This window comes from Nitrospirillum guanabarense (assembly GCF_034653355.1).
In the GTDB taxonomy this organism is placed as follows: domain Bacteria; phylum Pseudomonadota; class Alphaproteobacteria; order Azospirillales; family Azospirillaceae; genus Nitrospirillum.
This window is the reverse complement of record NZ_JAYEER010000003.1, coordinates 271,347-290,688: the sequence shown is the minus strand read 5'-3', so window position 1 is coordinate 290,688 and position 19,342 is coordinate 271,347. Positions and strand designations below refer to the sequence as shown.

The following is a 19,342-nucleotide window of genomic DNA, read 5'->3' as shown; positions in this document are numbered from 1 at the left end:
CTCAGTCCACCGCGATCTCTTCCGGCGCGGGATCGTAGGCGTTGACGTGGGGGATGCGGGCCAGCAGGCGGCCCAGCAGGTTGATCAGGGTGTCCACCTCGCGCGGGCTGAGGTCGGCCAGCAGCCGCCGTTCGCGCTCCAGCGCCATGACCAGGATGCGGTCGTGCAGGTCGCGGCCGGCCACGGTCAAGGCGGCCTCTCGCCCCCGCGGCTCCGCCGGGCGGAACTGGATCAGGCCGCGATCCTCCATCAGGGCGTAGCTGCGGCTGACGGCGGCCTTGTCCATGCCGATGATCTGGCAGATGCGGGCGGCGGTGCACCACGGCTCCGCCACCAGGTGGACGATGATGCGCCACTCCACCACCCCGATTCCGAAGTGCTTGAAGTACAGGCGCGAGGCGCCGCTGGACAGCTTGTTGGCGATGGAGTTCAGGAAGGCCGGGACATAGCGGTCCATATCCAGCTTGGGACCCATGTCCAGGGTCAGGTCGCTGACCGGCAGCGCCACCGGCTGCGGGCGGGGAAGGGGCATGGTGGGTCCTGTTCCTCATGCGTGACCCCGTCTTCGGGGGGTCTTGTTCCCACTAATGCCTGGGACGGGGACGCCTGCGCGCCATCCCAAGCTTGTGATCACAAAGATCTTGGCACCAAGGGCCCAAATGCACAAGGCTTGGCGCGCGAGGCGAACCGCGCACCAAGCCTTGAGAGTTAGCGTGTCTTAGACCGAATGGCAGGCTTACTTGCTGTCGTAGTCCGGGATGGACGGGAACTGGTCCGGATCCACCTTGCCGTTGCGGATGTAGTTGTTCTGCCGCTGACGGTACAGCGAGCGCATGGTGGCGTAATAGTCCACGCTGTTGCGCTTCATGTCGTCCAGCACGTCCAGGTACTGGGCGCGCAGATCGACGGCGTAGACGCCGGCGCGGGTGTAGCTGGCCCAATCGTCGTGGGTGTTGCTGAGGTAACGCGACACGGGGTCGCCATAGGCCTCGACACCGAAGCCCACGGCGTCACGCAGGGTGGAGGGGCCCAGGACGGGCAGCACCAGGTAGAAGCCTTCAGGCACGCCCCAGACCGCCAGCGTCTGGTCGAAGCTCTCATACTCGTAAGCCAGGCCGTGGTCGCCCGCCACGTCGATCAGGCCACCCAGCCCGATGGTGGAATTGATGAGGAAGCGCTCAGTGGCGACGCCGGCACCCTCCCAGTCGCCCTGCAACAGCTTGTTGGCCAGGGTCAAGGGGGAACGCAGGTTCCACAGCACGTTGCGGATGCCCGTCTGGGCGAAGTCCGGCATCACCGTGCGGTAGACCTTGGCGGCCGGGCGCAGCAGCACCGTGTCCACGCCCTCGTTGAACCAGAAGATGGCGCGATTCACGCCCTCCAGCGGGTCGTTGGCGTCCTCTTCCTGCGAGGCGGCGATGGCCGCGCGCGCCTCCGCCGTCTTGGCCTCGGCCACCTCGGTGCGGGCGCCGTCACCGTCGGGCGCCGGGGTGTCGGACGTCGGGGCGTCGGGCATCGCCGCCGCCTGCGGCGGCTGCGGCAGGGTCTCCTGGGCATGGGCGCCGGCGGGCAACAGCACGGGCAGGGCCAGCATGCCCAGCAGGGCGGTGGCCGTCAGGCCAAGGCGCCGGTGGGACCGGGCGGGAACGATGGCGGAAGCGATGGGGGAACCGGGACGCAGCATCGGATGGATGCCTCCAGCAACGGGATCGGAACGGCCGGAACCGGCCGGAGGGGCGGGACGCCGTCTGGGCGGGGCATGTGGACCCCGCTCATACGGATGGGACGGCGCGACCCTGTCTCGCCGCCACCGGCTTAACCATAACGGGGCGCCCGCCCGGCAAAAATGGGAAAATCGGGCCCCCTGTTGCCGCATGCGCATGGCGGCTTTGCCATTTAGGGGGCGTTGTAAAAGCCTTGTTTACCAACGGGGCAGGCCAAATCATGCTGCGGGCGGGCCAGGGTTGGGACGGTCCTGCCGCCGGAACCCCGACAGTTTGCGGGGCTCCGCGCGTGCAAGGGCCGGTCACCCGCGCCGATGCGGGGCCACCATCCCGGGCCGGCGGGGTGGACCACCGGCATCCGAGGCCGTTTCAGAACAGCGCGTTCCGCGCAACATGAAGGAACACCCAATGCATCGCCAACCAGCATTTCGCCGCACCCTGATCCGCCCGGCCCTGCTGGGTGTCCTGGCGCTGACGGCGGCGTGCTCCAGCCACAGGACCTTCTACACCGTCACCACACCCCTGGGGCAGACGCTGGGCCGCACCACGTCGGAGGATGCGGCCAAGGTGGCGTTGCGCGTCTGGTTCAACCGTGTGGACACCAACCAGGACGGCAAGCTGTCCCGCGACGAGTTCCAGGCCGAGGCCGACGCCGTCTTCGCCCATTACGACCTGAACGGCGACGGCGCCCTGAACGTGACCGAGCTGGAAAAGGTGCGTCAGGCGGATCGCATGGCCCTGATGGGGCATGGTGGTCCCGAAGGCGGTCCCCACGGCGGTCCCGAGGGCATCCCGCCTGACGGCCCTCCCGGCGGCGGCCACGGGCCCGGCGGGATGGGTGGCGGCCGGGGCGGGGTCGACCCCATCATGGCGGCCGACACCAACCTGGACTTCCGCGTGACGCGCGATGAGTTCCGCGCCTACGCCCGCGCCCTGTTCGAGGTCATCGACGCCAACCACGACGGCCAGCTGACCATCGAGGAGATCGAGAAGGTCGACCTCAGCACCCAGGAACCGGGCGGCGGTGGCCGGGGTGGGGGCATGGGCGGTGGCGGCCGGCATGGCGGCGGTCGCGGCGGCATGGGGGGTGGCGGTCCCGGCGGGATGTAAATCCCGCGCCAGTCGACGAACGCGGTCGAAATCAGCCGCCGGAATCGGTTAATGTCGTCGCCGATCAGGCATTTGGCCGCCCGCCCGGCGACCGCCCTTCGGAAGGACGCCCATGGACCGGTGGATCGAAAGCGTGCTGTTCGCCAGCCGCTGGCTGCTCGCCCCCCTTTACCTCGGCCTGGTGGTCGCCCTGCTGCTGCCTCTGGCGGGATTCGTCCATGAGCTGTGGGAACTGGTCAACCACCTGGCCAGCGCCACCTCGCATGAGATCATCCTGGGCCTGCTGTCGCTCATCGACCTGTCGCTGATCGCCAACCTGGTGCTGATGGTGATCTTCGCCGGCTATGAGAACTTCGTCTCCAAGATCAGCGTGGCCAGCCACCACGACCGCCTGGAATGGATGGGCGAGGTTGATTTCGGCGGGCTGAAGCTGCGGCTCATCGCCTCCATCGTCGCCATCTCCGGCATCCAGCTGCTGCGCGCGTTCATGAGCGTCAGCGACTACAGCGACCGAGACCTGATGTGGTCCACCGTGATCCACGTGGTGTTCGTCGCGTCCGGCGTGTTGCTGGCCCTGATGGATTACCTGACGGAAAAGGCCCACAAGCTGGGGCACTAACGCGGGTTCCTCAGGCGCCGGTAGCGTGTAGGCGCGCCTCGAGGGCAGCCACCACCCGGCGGATGACGGGCGCCCAGTCGCCCTGGTGTTCCTGGCGGAACAGGCGGGTGGCCCGGTACCAAGGCGTGTCCTGGCTTTCCAGGCGCCAGCGCCAATCGGGGGCGTAGGGCAGCAGCAACCAGACAGGCCGGCCCAGGGCGCCCGCCAGGTGCGCCACCGCCGTGTCGACCGTGATCACCAGATCCAGTCCGGCCAGTAGTGCTGCGGTGTCGGTGAAGCCGTTCAGCGCCACGTTGGTCACGCCCAGGGCCGACAACACCTCCTCATCCCCGCGGCGCCGGTCGGTCTGCACCGGCCATAGCGCCACGCCGAGGGCGGCCAAGGGGCCTGCCAGGTCGGCCAGGGGCACGCTGCGCAGCCGGTCGGCCCGGTGCTTGGGGTTGCCGGACCAGGCGAGGCCGATATTAAGGACATCCGGGACCAGCTGGTCCCGCCAGGCGCGGGCGTGGTCGGCGTCCGCCTTCAGATAAGGGCCCGGGACCGCCAGCCCGGCGGCGTCGCGCACACCCAGCGCCGCCGGCAGGCTCATCAAGGGCACATGCAGGTCGAACGCCGGCAGGGGGCGCCCCCGCGCCACCACTTCCACGTCCGCCAAGTCACCGTGCGCCAGGCTGGCGCGCAGCAGGGCCAGCAGGGGCGGCTGCACTTCCAGCACGACGCGGCCATCGCGGGGCAGGCGGCTGAGGAAGCGCACGAATTGCAGGGTGTCGCCCAGGCCCTGTTCGGCGTGCACCAGCAGGGTGCGGCTGGTGAGATCCTCCCCCCGCCATTCGGGCACGGCGAAGCCCCGGTCGGCCAGGTCTTCGACCCCGCCGCGCCAGCGCCAGGCGTAGGCCGGCCAGCCCCGCGCGTCGTCGCCGGCCAGCAGCCAGGCCAGCGCCTGATTGAAGCGCACCACGCCGTTGTCGGGGGCCAAGGCGGCCGCCTGGCCGTGGACGGCCAGCGCCTCCGAGACCTGGCCTTGCTCCGCCAGGGCCTGGCCCAGGTTGGACAGGCAGGTCGCGTCACCGGGAGTCAGGGCCACGGCACGGCGATAGCTGTCCACCGCGGCCGCCCCCTGTCCCGCCAGTTGCAGGGCGGTGCCCAGGTTGACGTGGACGTTGGCGGCGTCGGGGGCCAGCTGGGTGGCGCGGCGGTGCAGGGCCAGCGCCTGGTCCAGCTGGCCGTCGGCCTGCAGGGCCAGGCCCAGGTTGGTCAGGGCGTCCGGCCAGTCGGGCGCCAGGTGCAGGGCGCGGGCGTAGGCGGCCATGGCCTCCGCCGCGCGGCCCCGGTCGGCCAGGACGTTACCCAGACCCAGGAAGGCCGGGGCGTTGTCGGCGTCGCGGCGGATGGCGTCGGCGTAGGCGGACAGGGCGGCGGCCTTGTCGCCCTCCGCCTCCAGCGCCATGCCCAGGGTGACGCGGATGTCGGCGTTGCCGGGATCCAGCGCGGCGGCCATGCGGAAGGCGGCGATGGCCCCTGGCAGTTGGCCCATGGCCTGGCGCGACAAGCCCAGGCGCAGATGCGCGTCGGCGTCGCCCGGCCGCAGGAACAGGATGCGCTGGTAGGCGATGACGCTGTCGGCCAGGTGGCCTAGGGCATGGAAGGCGTCGCCCAGGGCGCGCAGGGCCGGGATGTTGCCGGGCTGGGCCGCCACCACGCCGGCCAGCATCTCCGCCCCCTCCACCAGGCGCCGGGTGCGGCAGAGGATGACGCCCAGCAGGTGCAGCACGGCGGTCTCGTTGGGCAGGCGGCGCAGGATGACGCGGCACAGCCTTTCCGCCTCATCCAGGCGGCCGGCGCGGTCATGGTGCTGCGCCTGCCCGAACAGGGCCGCCAGCTCCGGCGACACCATCAACCGTTCCTTGGATACCGCCGTCATGTCGCCGCCCCCGCTTCCCCATCCTCCCACTGTGGCGGCAAGCCGGGCGGCCCACCACCGGCGGGGCGGCGGCCACGCTTTGCGCAAATAGCGCGCCTGCTTTGGCGGCGCCGTCCGTGTAGCTAAAATTGAATCTATTTTTGCCGGCGCCACCGGGGGGCGGGGGTGCTAGCTCATCCGTGGGGGCGGCGATGCTGAGCAGTCTGGCGATAACGGCCGGCGGGGTGGAGTCCTTCGACTTCCGCTTTTCCACCGGCGCGCTCACGCCCAATGACATCCTGGACTGCGCCACCACGCCCCCCGGCCGCTATGTGTGGGAGGTGGCGCGCCGCACCCTGGCCGCCTGTCCGGCCGCCGACGCCGTGGTGGTCAGCAACCCAATCCTGCCCATCCGCGCCAGCCGCTTGGCCAAGCTGGTGCTGGCCGGCGGGCCGTTGCCCAGCCCGGCGGTGGTGACGGACGAGGGCACCTTCCCCATCGCCTACATCCTGCCGCGCCGACTGCTGGACGAGGGACTGGGCCGCTTCCTCTGCCTGCTGTCGGTCAGCCGCTCCGCCGCCGACGCGCAGCTACTGTCACGCCTGGCGGGCGGCGGTTTCGTGCCTCGGCGGCCCACCACCCTGCGCGCCATCGGCGCCCTGCCGGAAAGCACGCCCCAGGGCTACGTCCTGGGCGACAACCTGGAGGCCTGGCTGGTCCAGTGCGTCAACGCCGTCAAGCTGATGCGGGCGCGGGACGACTGGCGCGACCTGCCCTTCGCCGCTCACCACCCCGGCCATGCCGGCGACGTGCTGTTCTTCAGCCTGGCCTCGCGCCTGGTGCCGGACGAACACCTGGTTTTCAGCGCCCAAGTCGTGTGCCGCGCCTACCTCGACATCTTCCGGGACTGCGGCAACCGGCTGGCGCCCATCGTGCTGGACATCCCGCCGGCGCCGCGCAACACCGACGTGGGCGACGGCCGCTATTTCATCGACAGCCTGGCCCATCTGCCGCCGGGCGTGGTGGAGGAGACCTTCATCGTCTTCTCCCGCTATTCCAAAGCCTACGCCAAGTCGCCCTTCAATCTGATCGACCATGCGCGCTTCAGCCTGGGCGATCCGGTGGCCACCTTCGCCGATACGATCTATGGCAGCCCGCCCCCCGTTCCGCATCACACCGCCGCAAGTCGGGCGGCCCCTTTGGCGTCAGGCACACCGCTGAAGGTGCTGATGCAGCTGACGGGCGGTTGGGATCTCAAGGCCTATCCGGCCAGGGAGCGCCGCGTGCTGATCCGCGCCCTGACCGATCTGGGGTGCGCCGTGACGGTCATCGACCTGCCCGACGCCGCCGCTGATGGCGCAACGGTCGTCACGGCCGGCAGCACGGCCGCGCTGAAGGCCTTGCTGGCCGAGCATCACGTCTTCCTCAGCGTCGACAGTTTCCCCCTGCATTTCGCCAGCCAGGTCCTGGGCCATCCCACCGTGGCCATCTTCGGCTGTACCGCCCCCGGCAATTCCGACGCACCCCGGCGCCCCGGCTATCGGCTTCCGGCGCCCGCCCTGCCCTGCGGCCCCTGCGGCTGCTTGGACTACTGTCCCCTGCTGATGACCCGGGAATGCACCAACCAGCCGCGCCCGGCGCAGCTGGTAGCCGCCATCCTTGAGGTGGCGGCGGAAGTCTACGGCGCCAGTCCGGCATCCGTGCTGGGCCTGGGCGACGCCGCGTAGGAGATTGACGATGCTGGGCGGGGTCGCGATCAGCCAGGGACGGATGGAAGCCTTCGATTTCCGCTTTTCCATGGGCAGCCTGTCCCCGGGGGAACTGCTGGACAGCGCCACCTCGCCCCCCGGGCGATATGTGTGGGAGGTGGCGCGCCGCACCCTGGCGCGGGTGCCCCAGGCCGACGCCGTGGTGGTCAGCAATCCGCTGCTGGCCTCTCGCGGCGCCCGCCTGGCGGATCTGCTGCGCGGCGGCGATACCCTGCGCTGTCCCGCCGTGTTGACGGACGCGGAGACCTTTCCCGTCGCCTACGTCCTGCCGCGCGCCCTGTTCGACCAGGGCCTGGGCCGCTTCCTGTGCCTGCTGTCCGCCAACCGCGCGGCGACGGACGCGCAGCTGCTGTCGCAACTGACCGGCCAGATCGTGCCCCGGCGCCAGACGCCGCTGAAGCCGCTGGCGCCCCTGCCCAAGATCACCGCCCAGGGCTATATCCTGGGCGACAATCTGGCCGCCTGGCAGGCGCAATGCGCCGACGCCGTGCGGCTGATGCGCGCGCGGGCGGACTGGCGCCGGCTGCCCTTCGCCGCCCACCACCCAGGCCATGCCGGCGACGTGCTGTTCTTCAGCCTGGCCTCCCGCCTGGTGCCAGCGGGGCGGCTGGCCTTCCAGCGCCAGGTGGTCTGCCGCGACTATCTCGACATCTTCCGGGATTGCGGCAACCGGCTGGAGCCTATCGTGCTGGACATGCCGCCCGTCAGCCGCACGGGCGAGGTTTCGGACGGCCGCTATTACCTGGACAGCCTGGCGCACATCAATCCTGAAGTGCGGGCCGGGACCTTCATGGTCTATTGCCGCTTTTCCAAATCCTATTCGCGCGCGCCCTTCAACCTGGTGGACCAGGCGCGCTTCGCGCTCGGCGATCCCGTGGCCACGATGGCCGATACGCTTTATCGCCGCGCTCCCATGGCCCACAGCCGCTGCGCCCGGCCGCTGGAACCCCTGCGCGTGCTGATGCAACTGTCGGGCGGCTGGCCCTTGAAGGCCTATCCCGGCTCCCAAGCCCAGGTGCTGGTCCGTGCCCTTGTGCGCCTGGGCTGCGCCGTCACGGTGCTGGACGCGCCGGGGCTGGCCGCCGACGGCGCCACCCCGGCCAGCGCTGGCAGCACCGGCCGGCTGGCGGCCCTGATCCTCGACCATCACGTCATGGTCAGCGTCGACAGCTTTCCCCTGCATTTCGCCAGCCAGATCCTGGGCCATCCCACCGTGGCGGTGTTCGGTCCCACCTTTCCCGGCAATTCCGATGCCCCCCGGCGCACCGGCTATCGCCTGCCCACGCCGGCGCTGCCCTGCGCCCCCTGCGGCGGCTACAGGGCCTGCCCGTTGGATAAGGGGCCCGACTGCCGCAACCACCCGGCGCCCGCCGACCTGGTGGCCGCCATCCTGGCCGTGGCGGCGGAGGCCTATGGCACCCCCGTCCGTGAAAGAGGAGACGCGGCATGATCCCGCCCCTGAACCTGCGCGTCCTGGCTTTCTTCGACGCGCGCTTCCAGTCATCCGGCCCGCTGTGGCAGGCGCTGGGCGGCGGCGATCCCTGGGCGCGGGCGCTGGACGCCTACCCCGCCCGGCGTCATCACAGCCCGCTGCTGCAGCCGGGCAAGGCGCTGGGGCGCTACGATCTGGCGGACGCGGCCGGCGCCGGTCGGGTGGTGGCGGTGGCGCGCGCCACCGGCATCGGCGGCTTCGTCCTGGATTGTCACCGGTTTGAGGGCGGCTACCTCACGGGGGCGGAGTGCCTGGACGCCTGGTGCGATGACGGTTTCGGCCTGGCCTTCCGCTGGACGCCGGCGCCGGTGGACGATCCGGCGGCGGATGCCGCGACCCTGATGGCCGCCATCGCCGGCTTCAGCCCACTGCTGGCCGACGGCCGCCAGGTGCTGGTGGTGAACGAGCCCTATACGCTGCCGGACCCGGCGGCCACCGTGGCCCTGCTGCGAAAGGCGGCCGACGCCACCGGCCTGGGCGGCCTCTACCTCGTCGCCACGGCGGCGGAGACGCGGGGCGGCCTGTTGGAGGCCGGCTTCGACGCCCTGCTGGACCCTGGCCCGGCGCAGTGGCGCTCCTGCAAACCGGCGGAGCTGCTGAACGGCTATACGTTTTTGCAGGCGGAGGCGGGGCAGGCTGACGGCGGCATGTTCGACGACACCATAATGAGTTATGCGCAGTTCGTGAACAGCCGCATGGTGGACCGCGCCAGCCGGGGCAAGGTCTTCCCCCGCGTGGTGCTGGACTACGCCGACTGGCCCGACCATCCGCAGGGCGGGGCGACGCTGCTGGCCAGCACCAGCTCCGTGCTCTACCGCCGCTTCCTGGCCGGGGCCATGGTCCATGTCGCCCAGCATTTCCCGGAAGCGGAGCGGCTGGTTTTCATCGACAGCTGGAACCATTGGCGCCAGCGCAGCCAGATCGAACCCACCACCCAATTCGGCAGCACCGTGCTGGACGAGACCGCCAACGGCATCCGCCAGGGCGGCTACGTCGCCCTGACCCGGGTGGGCGAACCCACCCCCGGCCGCACGTCCGGCGTGGATTACGACGCCATCGCCGCCCTGTGCCGCCAGATCGAGGACGAGCTGTCAGCCTTCCCCTGAGGCATCCCGGCGTGAGAAGGCGCCGGCGAAGAAGTCGAGCAAGCCGAAGGGCGCGCTGTCGCCCAGGCATAGGTTCAGGATGCGGTGTGCGCCGGCCGCCGCCGCCGCGCTGCGTGGGAACATCACGGATTCATAAGCGGCCAGCGCCGCCTCGATATCGCCGGGATGGGACGCGATAGCCTGCGCCAGCTCAGCACCATCCAGCATGGCCAGGTTGGCGCCTTCGCCGGCCGGTGGGGCCAAGTGGGCGGCGTCGCCCAGCAGCGTCACGCCGGGCACGCGGTCCCAGCGGTGGCCGGTGGGCAGGGTGTGCAGCAGGCGCGGCACTGGTGGCGTGTCGCTGTGCGTGATCAGTGCGGTCAGGGCCGGGGCCCAGCCGTCGAACTCCGCAGCGAGCCGGGCCTTGGCGGCGGCCACGTCGCCGAAGTCGATGGCGGCGATCCACTCGGCCGGCCGCCTCAGGCCGATATAGGCGTGCAGGGTGCCGCCGGGCTCACGGTGGGCGAAGATGCCCTGGCCGGGAGTCATGGCGAACATCCCACCGCCACCTACCGCCGCCTGGGCCGTCGCCGGATATCGCGCGTCGGCGTCGAACAGGTAGGTATCGATGAAGGTGGCGCCGGCATAGGCGGGCGTGGCGTCCGACAGCAGCGGCCGCACCTTGGACCAGGCGCCATCGGCCCCCACCAGCAGGCCGGTGGTCACGCTGGCCCCGTCCGTGAAGGTCAGTTCATGCCGCCCGTCGCCCAGCGCCGCCACGTGCGCTAGCTTCCGGCCCCACTGGACGGTTCCCGCCGGCAGGCTGTCCAGCAGCAGGCGCCGCAGCTCCCCCCGCAGCACCTCGGGCCGGCCGCCCCTGCCGTCGTCCGGCTGGTCCAGCAGCACGGCGCCCTGGGGGTCCAGCACCCGCGACGCCTCCCCACCGGGATGGATCAGAGCGCGGAACTGGTCGACCAGGCCGGCGGCCTTCAGCGCCACCTGCCCGTCCCGCTCATGGATGTCCAGCATGCCGCCCTGCGCGCGGGCGCCGGCCGAGGCCTCCGCCTCATAAATCGTCGTGGGGATGCCGTGGAGGTGCAGCACGCGGGCGAGGACCAGGCCGCCCAGGCCCGCGCCGATGATGGTGACGGGTGTCGTCATCTTGCTTCCTTTGGATGTTGGAACGGCGTTCCATAGATATTAATTGGAACGACGTTCCATGAATGTCAAGATGATCCCATGACGAAACGGACCGACCGGCGCGCGGACGCGCTTTCCAAAGAAAGGATCGTGGCGGCCGCGATCACCATCCTCGACGCGGGTGGCGAGGATGCGCTGACCTTCCGCGCGCTGGCCGCTCGCCTGGCGACGGGCAGCGGGGCGATCTACTGGCATGTCGCCGACAAGGGGGAACTGCTGGCGGCGGCCACCGACCATGTCGTCACGCGGGCCATGTCCGGGGCCATATCCGGGATGGGGGCCGGCGGGGTGGAACCGCGCGCGGCGATCCGGACCATCGCCCTGGGCATGTTCGGCGCCATCGACGCGCACCCCTGGGTCGGCGCCCAGTTCTCCCGCGCGCCGTGGCAGCCGGCGATGCTGCGTGTTTTCGAGGCCATCGGCGGCCGGCTGTGGGAACTGGGCGTGCCAGAGGGGGCCTGGTTCAACGCCTGGTCGGCGCTGGTGACCTACATTTTCGGCGCCGCCGGACAGAACGCGGCCAACGCCCGTCTGCAGGCGCCGGGAACGGATCGCTCGGCCGCGCTGGCGGACATCGCGGGGGGATGGGCGCGGCTGGATCCGGCCGAATATCCCTTCCTGCGTCAGGTGGCGCCGCAGCTGGCGGCGCACGATGACCGTGACCAGTTCCTGGCCGGCATCGACCTCATCCTGGCCGGCATCGGGACGGTGCGATAAAGGTCTACGCCGGCTTGACGTTGGCGAAGAAACAGGGCCGCTACCGTGCCGTCCAGTTGGGGGACGCCCTCCCACTCTCCTGCTTGAGATTGAGCCGACGCTATCAGAGACTGCTGGCGCTACTATTGGGAGATGGGAATGAAATCGACACGTGTAGCGCTTCTATGTTTCCTCGTAGCGCTCGTGCCCTTGAATGCCGCCGTGGCGGGCGGGCTCGCCCAGGGGTACATCACGCAAATCATACCGCTCAGCAACGGGCTTTTCACGTTTGTTTTCAGTGGGACCCCAGCCGGAGCACCAGCCTGCGCCACCTTCGCCAACCATTGGGCCGTCGATGTCTCGACGCCCTCCGGCCAGGCGATAGCCTCCAGTGCGATCACCGCCTTTTCCGCAGGCTATCCGATGTACGTCAGCGGGACCGGTACCTGCGCCGCAAACCAGTCCAACACCGAACTGGTGAATTATTTGGCTATCTCCAAGAACTGAGCGGCCATGGTTCGATAGAGATCATCCCCGCCGGCTCGGACCGGCGGGGACCGTAGTCACTTCAGGGCGTGTGATAAATTTCAGCACCCTGCGCCAGGAAGGCCTCCGACATCTCGGCCATGCCCTTCTCGGCTTCGACGAAGCTTCCCTCCACGCCGGCCAGGTCGCGCACCTCCTGGCTGATCTTCATGGAACAGAACTTCGGCCCGCACATGCTGCAGAAGTGCGCCAGCTTGGCGCCGTCGGCGGGCAGGGTCTGGTCGTGGAACTTCTCCGCCGTTTCCGGGTCCAGCGACAGGTTGAACTGGTCGCGCCAGCGAAACTCGAACCGGGCGCGGCTGAGGGCGTCGTCGCGCAGCCGTGCGGCGGGGTGGCCCTTGGCCAGGTCGGCCGCGTGCGCCGCGATCTTGTAGGTGACGACACCCACCTTCACGTCGTCGCGGTCGGGCAGGCCCAGATGCTCCTTGGGCGTGACGTAGCAGAGCATGGCGGTGCCGAACCAGCCGATCTGGGCGGCGCCGATGGCGCTGGTGATGTGGTCATAGCCCGGCGCGATGTCGGTGGTGAGCGGCCCCAGCGTGTAGAACGGCGCCTCGCCGCACCACTTCAGCTGCAGGTCCATGTTCTCCTTGATCTTGTGCATGGGCACATGGCCCGGGCCCTCGATCATCACCTGCACGTCGTGCTTCCAGGCGATCTGCGTCAGCTCGCCCAGGGTCTTCAGCTCGGCGAACTGGGCGGCGTCGTTGGCGTCGGCGATGCTGCCGGGGCGCAGGCCGTCACCCAGCGAGAAGGCCACGTCATAGGCCTTCATGATCTGGCAGATTTCCTCAAAGCGGGTGTAGAGGAAATTCTCCTTGTGATGCGCCAGGCACCACTTGGCCATGATGGACCCGCCGCGCGAGACGATGCCGGTGACGCGCTTGGCCGTCAGGGGGATGTGGGCCAGGCGCACGCCGGCGTGGATGGTGAAATAGTCCACGCCCTGCTCGCACTGCTCGATCAGGGTGTCGCGGAACACCTCCCACGTCAGGTCCTCGGCCTTGCCGTTCACCTTCTCCAGCGCCTGGTAGATGGGCACGGTGCCGATGGGCACGGGGCTGTTGCGGATGATCCATTCGCGGATGGTGTGGATGTTGCGGCCGGTGGACAGGTCCATGACCGTGTCCGCACCCCAGCGGATGGACCACACCAGCTTGTCCACCTCTTCCGCGACGGAGGAGGTGACGGCGGAATTGCCGATGTTGGCGTTGATCTTGACCAGGAAGTTGCGGCCGATGGCCATCGGCTCCGATTCCGGGTGGTTGATGTTGTTGGGGATGATGGCGCGGCCGCGCGCGATCTCATCCCGCACGAACTCCGGCGTCACGAAGTCCGGGATGGATGCCCCGAAGCTCTCGCCGTCGCGCTCCAGCTGTTCCTTCAGCGCTTGGCGCCCCAGGTTCTCGCGGATGGCGACGTATTCCATCTCCGGCGTCACGATGCCGGCGCGGGCGTAGGCCAGTTGGGTGACAGCCTTGCCGTCCTTGGCGCGCAGGGGCAGGCGGCCGGCGCGGTCGAACACCGGCACGGGGCTGCTCTCGCCCTCCCTCAACCCGTTGTCCACCGCCTTGATGGCGCGGCCGTCATAGCGCTCCACATCGCCCCGGCCTTCGACCCAGGGGCGGCGCAGCTCGGCCAGGCCCAGGCGGATGTCGGTGGTCACCGCCGGGTCGGTGTAGGGGCCGGACGGGTCATAGACGCGCACCGGCGGCTCATTGGCGCTGGGGCTCAGGTCGATCTCGCGCATGGCCACGCGCAGGTCGGGGTGCAGGGTGCCCGGGATGTGGACCTTGCGGGAGGCGGGCAGGGGCCCGGTGGTAACGGCGAAGCCGTCGCTTCCCGGAATCGCGGCCGGGGTCAGGGTATCGGGCATAGGGTCGTGCTCCTCCGTAGTCCGGCGCCCTTGGCTCTCTGGCCGCTGATGCGTCCGGCACGTCACATGTCGCCAACCCGGGGCAACGACGATGGGGAGGAAGGAAAACGGCCGCTGCGGTTACGGCCTACAGGGCGGATGCGCGTGTGATCCCATTGGCGGGTAGATACGCGAAGGCCCCTGTTCCCATCCCTACGCCGGTACGATCCGGATCAGGTTCAAAGGGTCCCCGCGTCTCTCCGCGGATCTCAGCGCCCTCCGGCGCACCCCTGGAACGAAGGCCGCACTGTGCGCGCCCCGGGGCACGGGTGTCAATGGGTGGGGAAATGGGGCGGTGGGGGAATGGTTGGGGGACGTTCAGTTCCGCCGACCGGTTCGCATCAGTCGATTTGGACGGCGGAGACGGTCTTGATGCTGGGCTGGCCGATGCGCACCCGGTCGATGACGTAGCCGGCCACGGGTATCAGTGAGTCGCCTTGCTGCCGCCAGACGCCCAAGATCATGGCGCCCACCCGCCAGCCCAAGGTGCCCGGCGCGACACGTACGGTCAGCGGCCCGTCCAGACTTTGCCAGGTCATCAATGGCGACGACATCTCGAACGCCGAGAAACCCCGATAATGCCAGCCGGGAAAGTCTGGCACATCGTAGGTCCCTTCCGGCCCTGCGCCATCCGTCTCCTGGGGTGTCAGATTGGACAGGGCGGGATAAGCGGGCCCGCCAGCCGGATGAAAGGGGCCCGCCTTCGCCCACGGGCTGGCGCCCACCGTGGCCGCCCACCCGGGCGCCGCTTCCCGCAGGGCTTGGCAGACGGGCGCGCTGGCAGTGCAGGTGCCCTCGCCCAGGCGGAAGGCGGCCTGATAGGTCACCTCGATGTTGCAGGAATCGCCCCAGCGGCTTTTTCCGGCCAGTCGGATGAACAGGGTTGAGCGTTCAGGGCCAGCCTCTGACCGGACGCTGTCCGCGTTTTGGGTGAAGAACAGGGGCCGTCCGCTGCCGTCCGTGCCGAAGCCGACGGTTTCCGTCCAGCAATACGGCTGGGCGCGGTTTTCCGGCCGCGGCAGGGCGGGGCCAGCTTTCCCGTTGGCGTCCAAGGGAAAGGCGGTGACGCGGACGCAATCGGCCGTGCCCCCCGTTGCTGTCACTGCCACATGCGATGACCCGAAGGGAATGATGGCTATGGCGTCGCCCCGGCGCCGGATCGCCGCTGCCGGCAGCCGATGGCGCCAAGCGGGGCTGAGCTTTTCCTCAGGCGCCGGAACCACGAGCCCGGCGGCGATCATCTGCCGATCCAGGGGAATTTGCAGCGGGGAGTCGTCAGCGGTGCGGGCCTGGGTCAGCGTCATCGATGCGCGAGGGCAAAACGACGGGTCACCTTCCCCTTTACTCAGGGCCGTCAGCGCCGCCTGGCGTAGGATCATCGTTTGGGACAGGCATTCCGCCTCTGTCGGCCACCCGACCGTCAGGGGCGACGTCGGCTTGGCGGGCCCTTGGCACAGGCGGTCCCGTGTGGCCAGCCATCGACGCTGTTCGCCGACCAGTGCCGCCACGTCCGTGCCGGCCTGGGTCAACACTTGCCTGTAAAGCCGCGCGACCTCCCTATCCTGGTCCGCCAGCTTCGGATCAGCGCAAATCGCCCGCTCGGTCGGCGTCTTGGCGGCTGCGCAGTCAAAGCTGGGGCCGGCGGCCAGGGCGGTGCCGGAAAGAAACAGCGCGGCGGTGATCAGGGCGGGAAGGCGGTTCACGGCGGTAGGCAACCGGTGGTGGAGGTTGCCGACAGAATTAAACATCTTTGCCAGGAACGCCATAGGTGCTGACGGCGGGCCTCAGGGCCGGGCCGCCATCGTCACCGCCGGCACGCCCACCCGCACCTGGTTGATGGTGTAGGCCGCCACCGGGGTCAGGGTGTCGCCCTCCCGCCGCCAGGCGCCCAGGATCATGGGGCCGGGGCGCCAGTTCAGCATGCCGGGGGACAGGCGCAGGATCAGCGGCCCGCCGGGGCTCTGCCAGTGCAGCAGGGGTGCCTCCTCCTCGAAATTGGGCAGGCCGGTGTAGGTCCAGCCCTTGACGCTGGGGATGGTCAGGAAGGCGGGGACGAAGGGGCCGGTGTAGGGCACGAGGTTGTCCAGGGCGGGATAGTCGGGGCGGCCCGGCGGGTGGTCGGCGCCGATGGACCAGGGGCTGGCGGCCAGGGCGGTGGCCCAGCGCGGGGTGGCCTCGGCCAGGGCCTTGCAGGTCGCGGCGTCGGCGGCGCAGCGGCCATCGCCCAGGCGGAATTCGGTCTGGTAGGTCGCCTCGATGCGACAGGCCGCCCCCCAACGGTCGCGATGCACGGGGTGGATGCGGATGTCGGTGCGGGTGGGACGGGCCATGGGGCGGCTGGGGCCGGAATCCTGGGCGAAGAAGACCGGGGCGCCGGTGGCGTCCAGGCCGAAGCCGGCGCTTTCCGACCAGCAATAGGCCGGCTTGTCCGCCGGGCGGGTCTCGGGCGGCGGCAGGGCGGGGCCGCCGTTGCCGGCCGTGTCCAGCCAATGGACGCTGAAGCTGGTGCACGACGCGGCGTCGTCCAGCGCCGTCACCGCCACATGGGCGCGGCCGAAGGGCACCACGGCCATCTGGTCGCCGGCGTCCTGCGTCGCCTCCGGCGGCAGCCGGTCGCGCCATGCCGGGGTCAGTTCCTGCTCCGGTGCCGGGGTCAGCAGGCCGGCACCGATCAACTGCTCATCCAGGTCGCCCACGGGCGGGCCGCCGTCCAGCCCGCGCGCGGCGGCCAGGGTGGCGGCGGCGCGCTCGCAGAAGGGCTGATCCGGCTTGGCCGCCTGCGCCGCCAGCGCGGCGCGGCGCAGGGGCAGCGCGCGGGCCAGGCAGGTGCGCGCCCGTTCATCATCCGCCGGCGCCAGGTCGCCACACAGCCGGTCGCGTGTCGCCAGCCAGCGCGCCTGCTCGGCGATCACGGCCGCCGCGTGCGCGCCCGCCTTGGCCTTCGCCAGCCGGTACAGGCGCGCGATCTCCGCATCCTCGGCCCGCAGCGCCGGGCTGGCGCAGATCATCCGTTCCGTGCGCTTGCCCGCCGTGGCGCAGGGGGCGGCCGCCAGGCCCGGGGATGCCAGCAGGAGGGCGGTGGCGATGGCGGGCAGAACACGGTGTCGAATCACGGGGAATCTGATCACGGGGCGTCTGATCACGGGACTGGGCAACCTGGGTCGGCGGCGGGGCCGACAAGATCAGGCATCACGCCCGCGATTGCCACAGGATCGTGGCCCCCGGCGTCCTACCGCTTCGCCAGATAGTCGACGATGGCAGGGACGTCGCCGGCGTCGATGGGCGCCTTGTAGGTCTGGATCATCTTGTTCACGATCTCCGCCCACTTCTCCCGGGGGAAGGGGGGCTGCCTCAACACCATGCCGGCGGAATGGCAGGTCAGACAGTTGTTGTTGATGGCCGCCGCGTCGGTGCCGGGGAACTCCCGATCCGATTGGGGCAGATCCACCGTCACGGACGGCAGAGTGACGCCGCCGGGCCCCGTGACCGTGGTGGCGTCGGATGCGGCGAAGGCGGGCGTGGCAAGGCCGGCGGCGGCGATGGCCAGAATCCAGGTGCGATTCATCGTGCGACCTCCTCCGTCAGGTGGCCGTCAGCGTGGTCGTCTCGACCACGTTGCGCATGAAGCCGTTGGGGTTCCAGTTGGCCTCCAGGGGCTGGGTCTCCCCGGCGGTGTTGGTGCAGCGGGCCATCAACCGCACTGGGCCTGCGGCTGGGCCGGTCGTGGTGAGGTGCCATTGGCGGAAGCTGTAGCGCCCCTCGTCCCGGCCCAGCTGCGCCCGGCGCCAGGTGGCGCCGCCATCGGCGGACACCTCCACCGCCGCCACGCCCTGGTCGCCGCCGAGGGCCAGGCCGCGCAGGGCCAGGGGCTTGCCCGCCGCCACTTGCGCGCCGTCCACCAGGTTGGTGATGAAGGACCGGGGGACCATGCGGTTGATGGGAACCTGGGCGTAGCCGGCTTGCCCCGGCGCCACCGACGCGTGCGGCGTGTCGGGGATGCGGTAGGCGACCTTGGTCCAGTACTCGTCATCGGCCGCCGCCAGCACCTCGATATCGCTCAGCATCTTGACCCAGTAGGTGGAATACCAGCCCGGCACCACCAGCCGCAGGGGGAAGCCGTTCAGCAGGGGCAATTGCTCCCCGTTCATCTGGAAGGCGATCATGACCTCGCCGTCCCGGGCATGGTCGATGGCCAGGGACTTGGCGAAGGCGGGGGCGTCGGGCACGACGGGCTCATCCAGGCCCCGGGCGCGGATGGCCACGGCGCCGGCCTTGACCCCGGCCCGGTCCAGCACGGCCTTCAGCGGCACGCCTACCCAGCGGGCGTTGCCCATGGCCCCGTGCCGCCACTGGGCCCCGCCGACGCGGGGGCTGAACAGGCTGCGGGAGTTGCCGGAGCATTGGTTGACCGCCGCGTACTCGATGCGCGGCATGGCCAGCAGATCACCCAGGCCCAGGGTCAGGGGCCGGTCCACATGGCCGTGCACCTTCAGCGTGAAGGTGGCCACATCCACCTGTTCGGGAATGTCCGCCCAGTGCCACCGCACAAAGAACCGGTCGTTGGGGGTGAAGACGCCTTGGTCGAACACCTCGAACGGCGTTTCCAGCAGGGGCGGGCGGGTCCGCTGCAGGATCATCCGCCCCTTTTGCGGGAAGGCGGAGGTGAACACGGCCTCATCCGCGTCGCGCGCCAGGGCGCCCAGCGCCCCGGTGGGGCGTTGCAGCGCGCCCAGGGCGGCGGCACCCGCGATGAACCCCCGCCTGCCGATCATGGGAACCCGATGGCCTTGGTCCATGGTCCCGACCCTCCTCGATGGATGGCGCCATGGCCGGGACCGTTTGTCCCGGCATGGTTGTCCGGCCTATTGAGAAGCAGGATGACCGATCTATCCAACGCTTTGTTGGCATTGTACCGTTCGGTCTAAGGGAACGGTCGTGGCCTGGCTGGCGGCGGGCCCGACTCTCAGCCGGGGTTCTTCTTGTAGGCGTCGATGACGCCGTTCCATTCCTCGATCACGCCCTTGTGCTCGGTCATGGCGTCGGTCTTGGCCTTGTCCAGGCACTTCAGGTAGGCGGTCATCTTGGTGGTGTAGTCGCCCACCTTCTTCTCCGCCGCCTCCATCTCCGGGCCCTTGGACTTCTTGCCGGGGGGCAGCTTGGGGCGGTCGGGGCGGGTGCAGGCGGGGCCTTGCGCCGCCGCCGGCAGGGCGGTGACGATGATCGGGGCGGCGGCCAGCAGGGCGGCCAGCGCCAGGGGGATGCGGCGGGTCATGTGTATATGTTGAT

The 19,342-nt window shown here is 70.0% G+C and carries 17 protein-coding genes and 1 riboswitch; of the genes, 7 read left to right on the top strand and 10 right to left on the bottom strand.

Going from position 1 to position 19,342, the window contains the following annotated elements; genetic code table 11:
- Position 1: 1 nt before the first annotated feature.
- Together UAA55_RS10660 and UAA55_RS10655 are read right to left on the bottom strand one after the other, a co-directional pair.
- Positions 2–532, bottom strand: coding sequence for a MarR family winged helix-turn-helix transcriptional regulator (locus UAA55_RS10660; RefSeq protein ID WP_322952673.1), 531 nt, complete (start codon positions 530–532; stop codon positions 2–4).
- Positions 533–736: 204 nt separating this feature from the next.
- Complete coding sequence (locus UAA55_RS10655) at positions 737–1,684, bottom strand: MlaA family lipoprotein (RefSeq protein WP_322952671.1); 948 nt, start codon at positions 1,682–1,684, stop codon at positions 737–739.
- A 448-nt stretch (positions 1,685–2,132) separates the two neighbouring features.
- On the opposite strand from UAA55_RS10655, the gene UAA55_RS10650 reads away from it, so the two are divergent.
- The gene (locus tag UAA55_RS10650; protein WP_322952669.1) at positions 2,133–2,834 is read left to right on the top strand and encodes an EF-hand domain-containing protein; all 702 of its coding nucleotides are present in this window, start codon (positions 2,133–2,135) and stop codon (positions 2,832–2,834) included.
- A gap of 112 nt (positions 2,835–2,946) precedes the next feature.
- Entirely contained in the window at positions 2,947–3,453 is a 507-nt protein-coding gene (locus UAA55_RS10645) for a TIGR00645 family protein (protein WP_322952668.1), read from the top strand.
- 10 nt (positions 3,454–3,463) lie between these two features.
- Here the strand turns inward: UAA55_RS10645 and UAA55_RS10640 are convergent, their stop codons facing one another.
- Positions 3,464–5,374 carry a tetratricopeptide repeat protein gene (locus UAA55_RS10640; RefSeq protein ID WP_322952666.1) on the bottom strand — a complete coding sequence of 637 codons (1,911 nt, stop codon included), beginning with the start codon at positions 5,372–5,374 and terminating at the stop codon, positions 3,464–3,466.
- A gap of 191 nt (positions 5,375–5,565) precedes the next feature.
- On the opposite strand from UAA55_RS10640, the gene UAA55_RS10635 reads away from it, so the two are divergent.
- The 3 genes from UAA55_RS10635 to UAA55_RS10625 are packed head-to-tail and all read left to right on the top strand — an operon-like array spanning position 5,566 to position 9,720.
- Complete coding sequence (locus UAA55_RS10635) at positions 5,566–7,080, top strand: glycosyltransferase family 9 protein (RefSeq protein WP_322952665.1); 1,515 nt, start codon at positions 5,566–5,568, stop codon at positions 7,078–7,080.
- Positions 7,081–7,090: 10 nt separating this feature from the next.
- Positions 7,091–8,572: a glycosyltransferase family 9 protein gene (locus tag UAA55_RS10630; protein WP_322952664.1), complete on the top strand. Its 1,482-nt coding sequence runs from the start codon at positions 7,091–7,093 to the stop codon at positions 8,570–8,572.
- The gene (locus UAA55_RS10625; protein ID WP_322952663.1) at positions 8,569–9,720 is read left to right on the top strand and encodes a glycoside hydrolase family 99-like domain-containing protein; all 1,152 of its coding nucleotides are present in this window, start codon (positions 8,569–8,571) and stop codon (positions 9,718–9,720) included. Before UAA55_RS10630 ends, UAA55_RS10625 begins: the two co-directional genes overlap by 4 nt.
- Here the strand turns inward: UAA55_RS10625 and UAA55_RS10620 are convergent.
- Positions 9,706–10,860, bottom strand: a complete 1,155-nt coding sequence (locus tag UAA55_RS10620; protein WP_322952662.1) for an FAD-dependent oxidoreductase — start codon at positions 10,858–10,860, stop codon at positions 9,706–9,708. The two genes, UAA55_RS10625 and UAA55_RS10620, sit on opposite strands and share 15 nt — an antisense overlap.
- A 78-nt stretch (positions 10,861–10,938) precedes the next feature.
- Between UAA55_RS10620 and UAA55_RS10615 the strand changes: the two genes are divergently transcribed.
- Positions 10,939–11,616, top strand: a complete 678-nt coding sequence (locus UAA55_RS10615; RefSeq protein WP_322952661.1) for a TetR/AcrR family transcriptional regulator — start codon at positions 10,939–10,941, stop codon at positions 11,614–11,616.
- 138 nt (positions 11,617–11,754) lie between these two features.
- Positions 11,755–12,102: a hypothetical protein gene (locus UAA55_RS10610; RefSeq protein WP_322952660.1), complete on the top strand. Its 348-nt coding sequence runs from the start codon at positions 11,755–11,757 to the stop codon at positions 12,100–12,102.
- Between the two features lie 61 nt (positions 12,103–12,163).
- Here the strand turns inward: UAA55_RS10610 and thiC are convergent, their stop codons facing one another.
- From thiC to UAA55_RS10580, 6 genes are all read right to left on the bottom strand, one after another.
- Complete coding sequence (gene thiC / locus UAA55_RS10605) at positions 12,164–14,017, bottom strand: phosphomethylpyrimidine synthase ThiC (RefSeq protein WP_322952659.1); 1,854 nt, start codon at positions 14,015–14,017, stop codon at positions 12,164–12,166.
- A gap of 170 nt (positions 14,018–14,187) precedes the next feature.
- Positions 14,188–14,298, bottom strand: a riboswitch (TPP riboswitch).
- A 99-nt stretch (positions 14,299–14,397) separates the two neighbouring features.
- A complete protein-coding gene (locus UAA55_RS10600; protein ID WP_322952657.1) occupies positions 14,398–15,759 on the bottom strand; it encodes a lysozyme inhibitor LprI family protein in 1,362 nt (453 codons plus the stop codon).
- Positions 15,760–15,840: 81 nt separating this feature from the next.
- Positions 15,841–17,169 carry a lysozyme inhibitor LprI family protein gene (locus UAA55_RS10595; RefSeq protein WP_322952656.1) on the bottom strand — a complete coding sequence of 443 codons (1,329 nt, stop codon included), beginning with the start codon at positions 17,167–17,169 and terminating at the stop codon, positions 15,841–15,843.
- Between the two features lie 116 nt (positions 17,170–17,285).
- Positions 17,286–17,621: a hypothetical protein gene (locus tag UAA55_RS10590; RefSeq protein ID WP_322952654.1), complete on the bottom strand. Its 336-nt coding sequence runs from the start codon at positions 17,619–17,621 to the stop codon at positions 17,286–17,288.
- A gap of 16 nt (positions 17,622–17,637) precedes the next feature.
- Positions 17,638–18,852 carry a molybdopterin-dependent oxidoreductase gene (locus UAA55_RS10585; RefSeq protein WP_322952653.1) on the bottom strand — a complete coding sequence of 405 codons (1,215 nt, stop codon included), beginning with the start codon at positions 18,850–18,852 and terminating at the stop codon, positions 17,638–17,640.
- Between the two features lie 167 nt (positions 18,853–19,019).
- Complete coding sequence (locus UAA55_RS10580) at positions 19,020–19,328, bottom strand: hypothetical protein (protein WP_322952652.1); 309 nt, start codon at positions 19,326–19,328, stop codon at positions 19,020–19,022.
- Between the last annotated feature and the right edge of the window lie 14 nt (positions 19,329–19,342).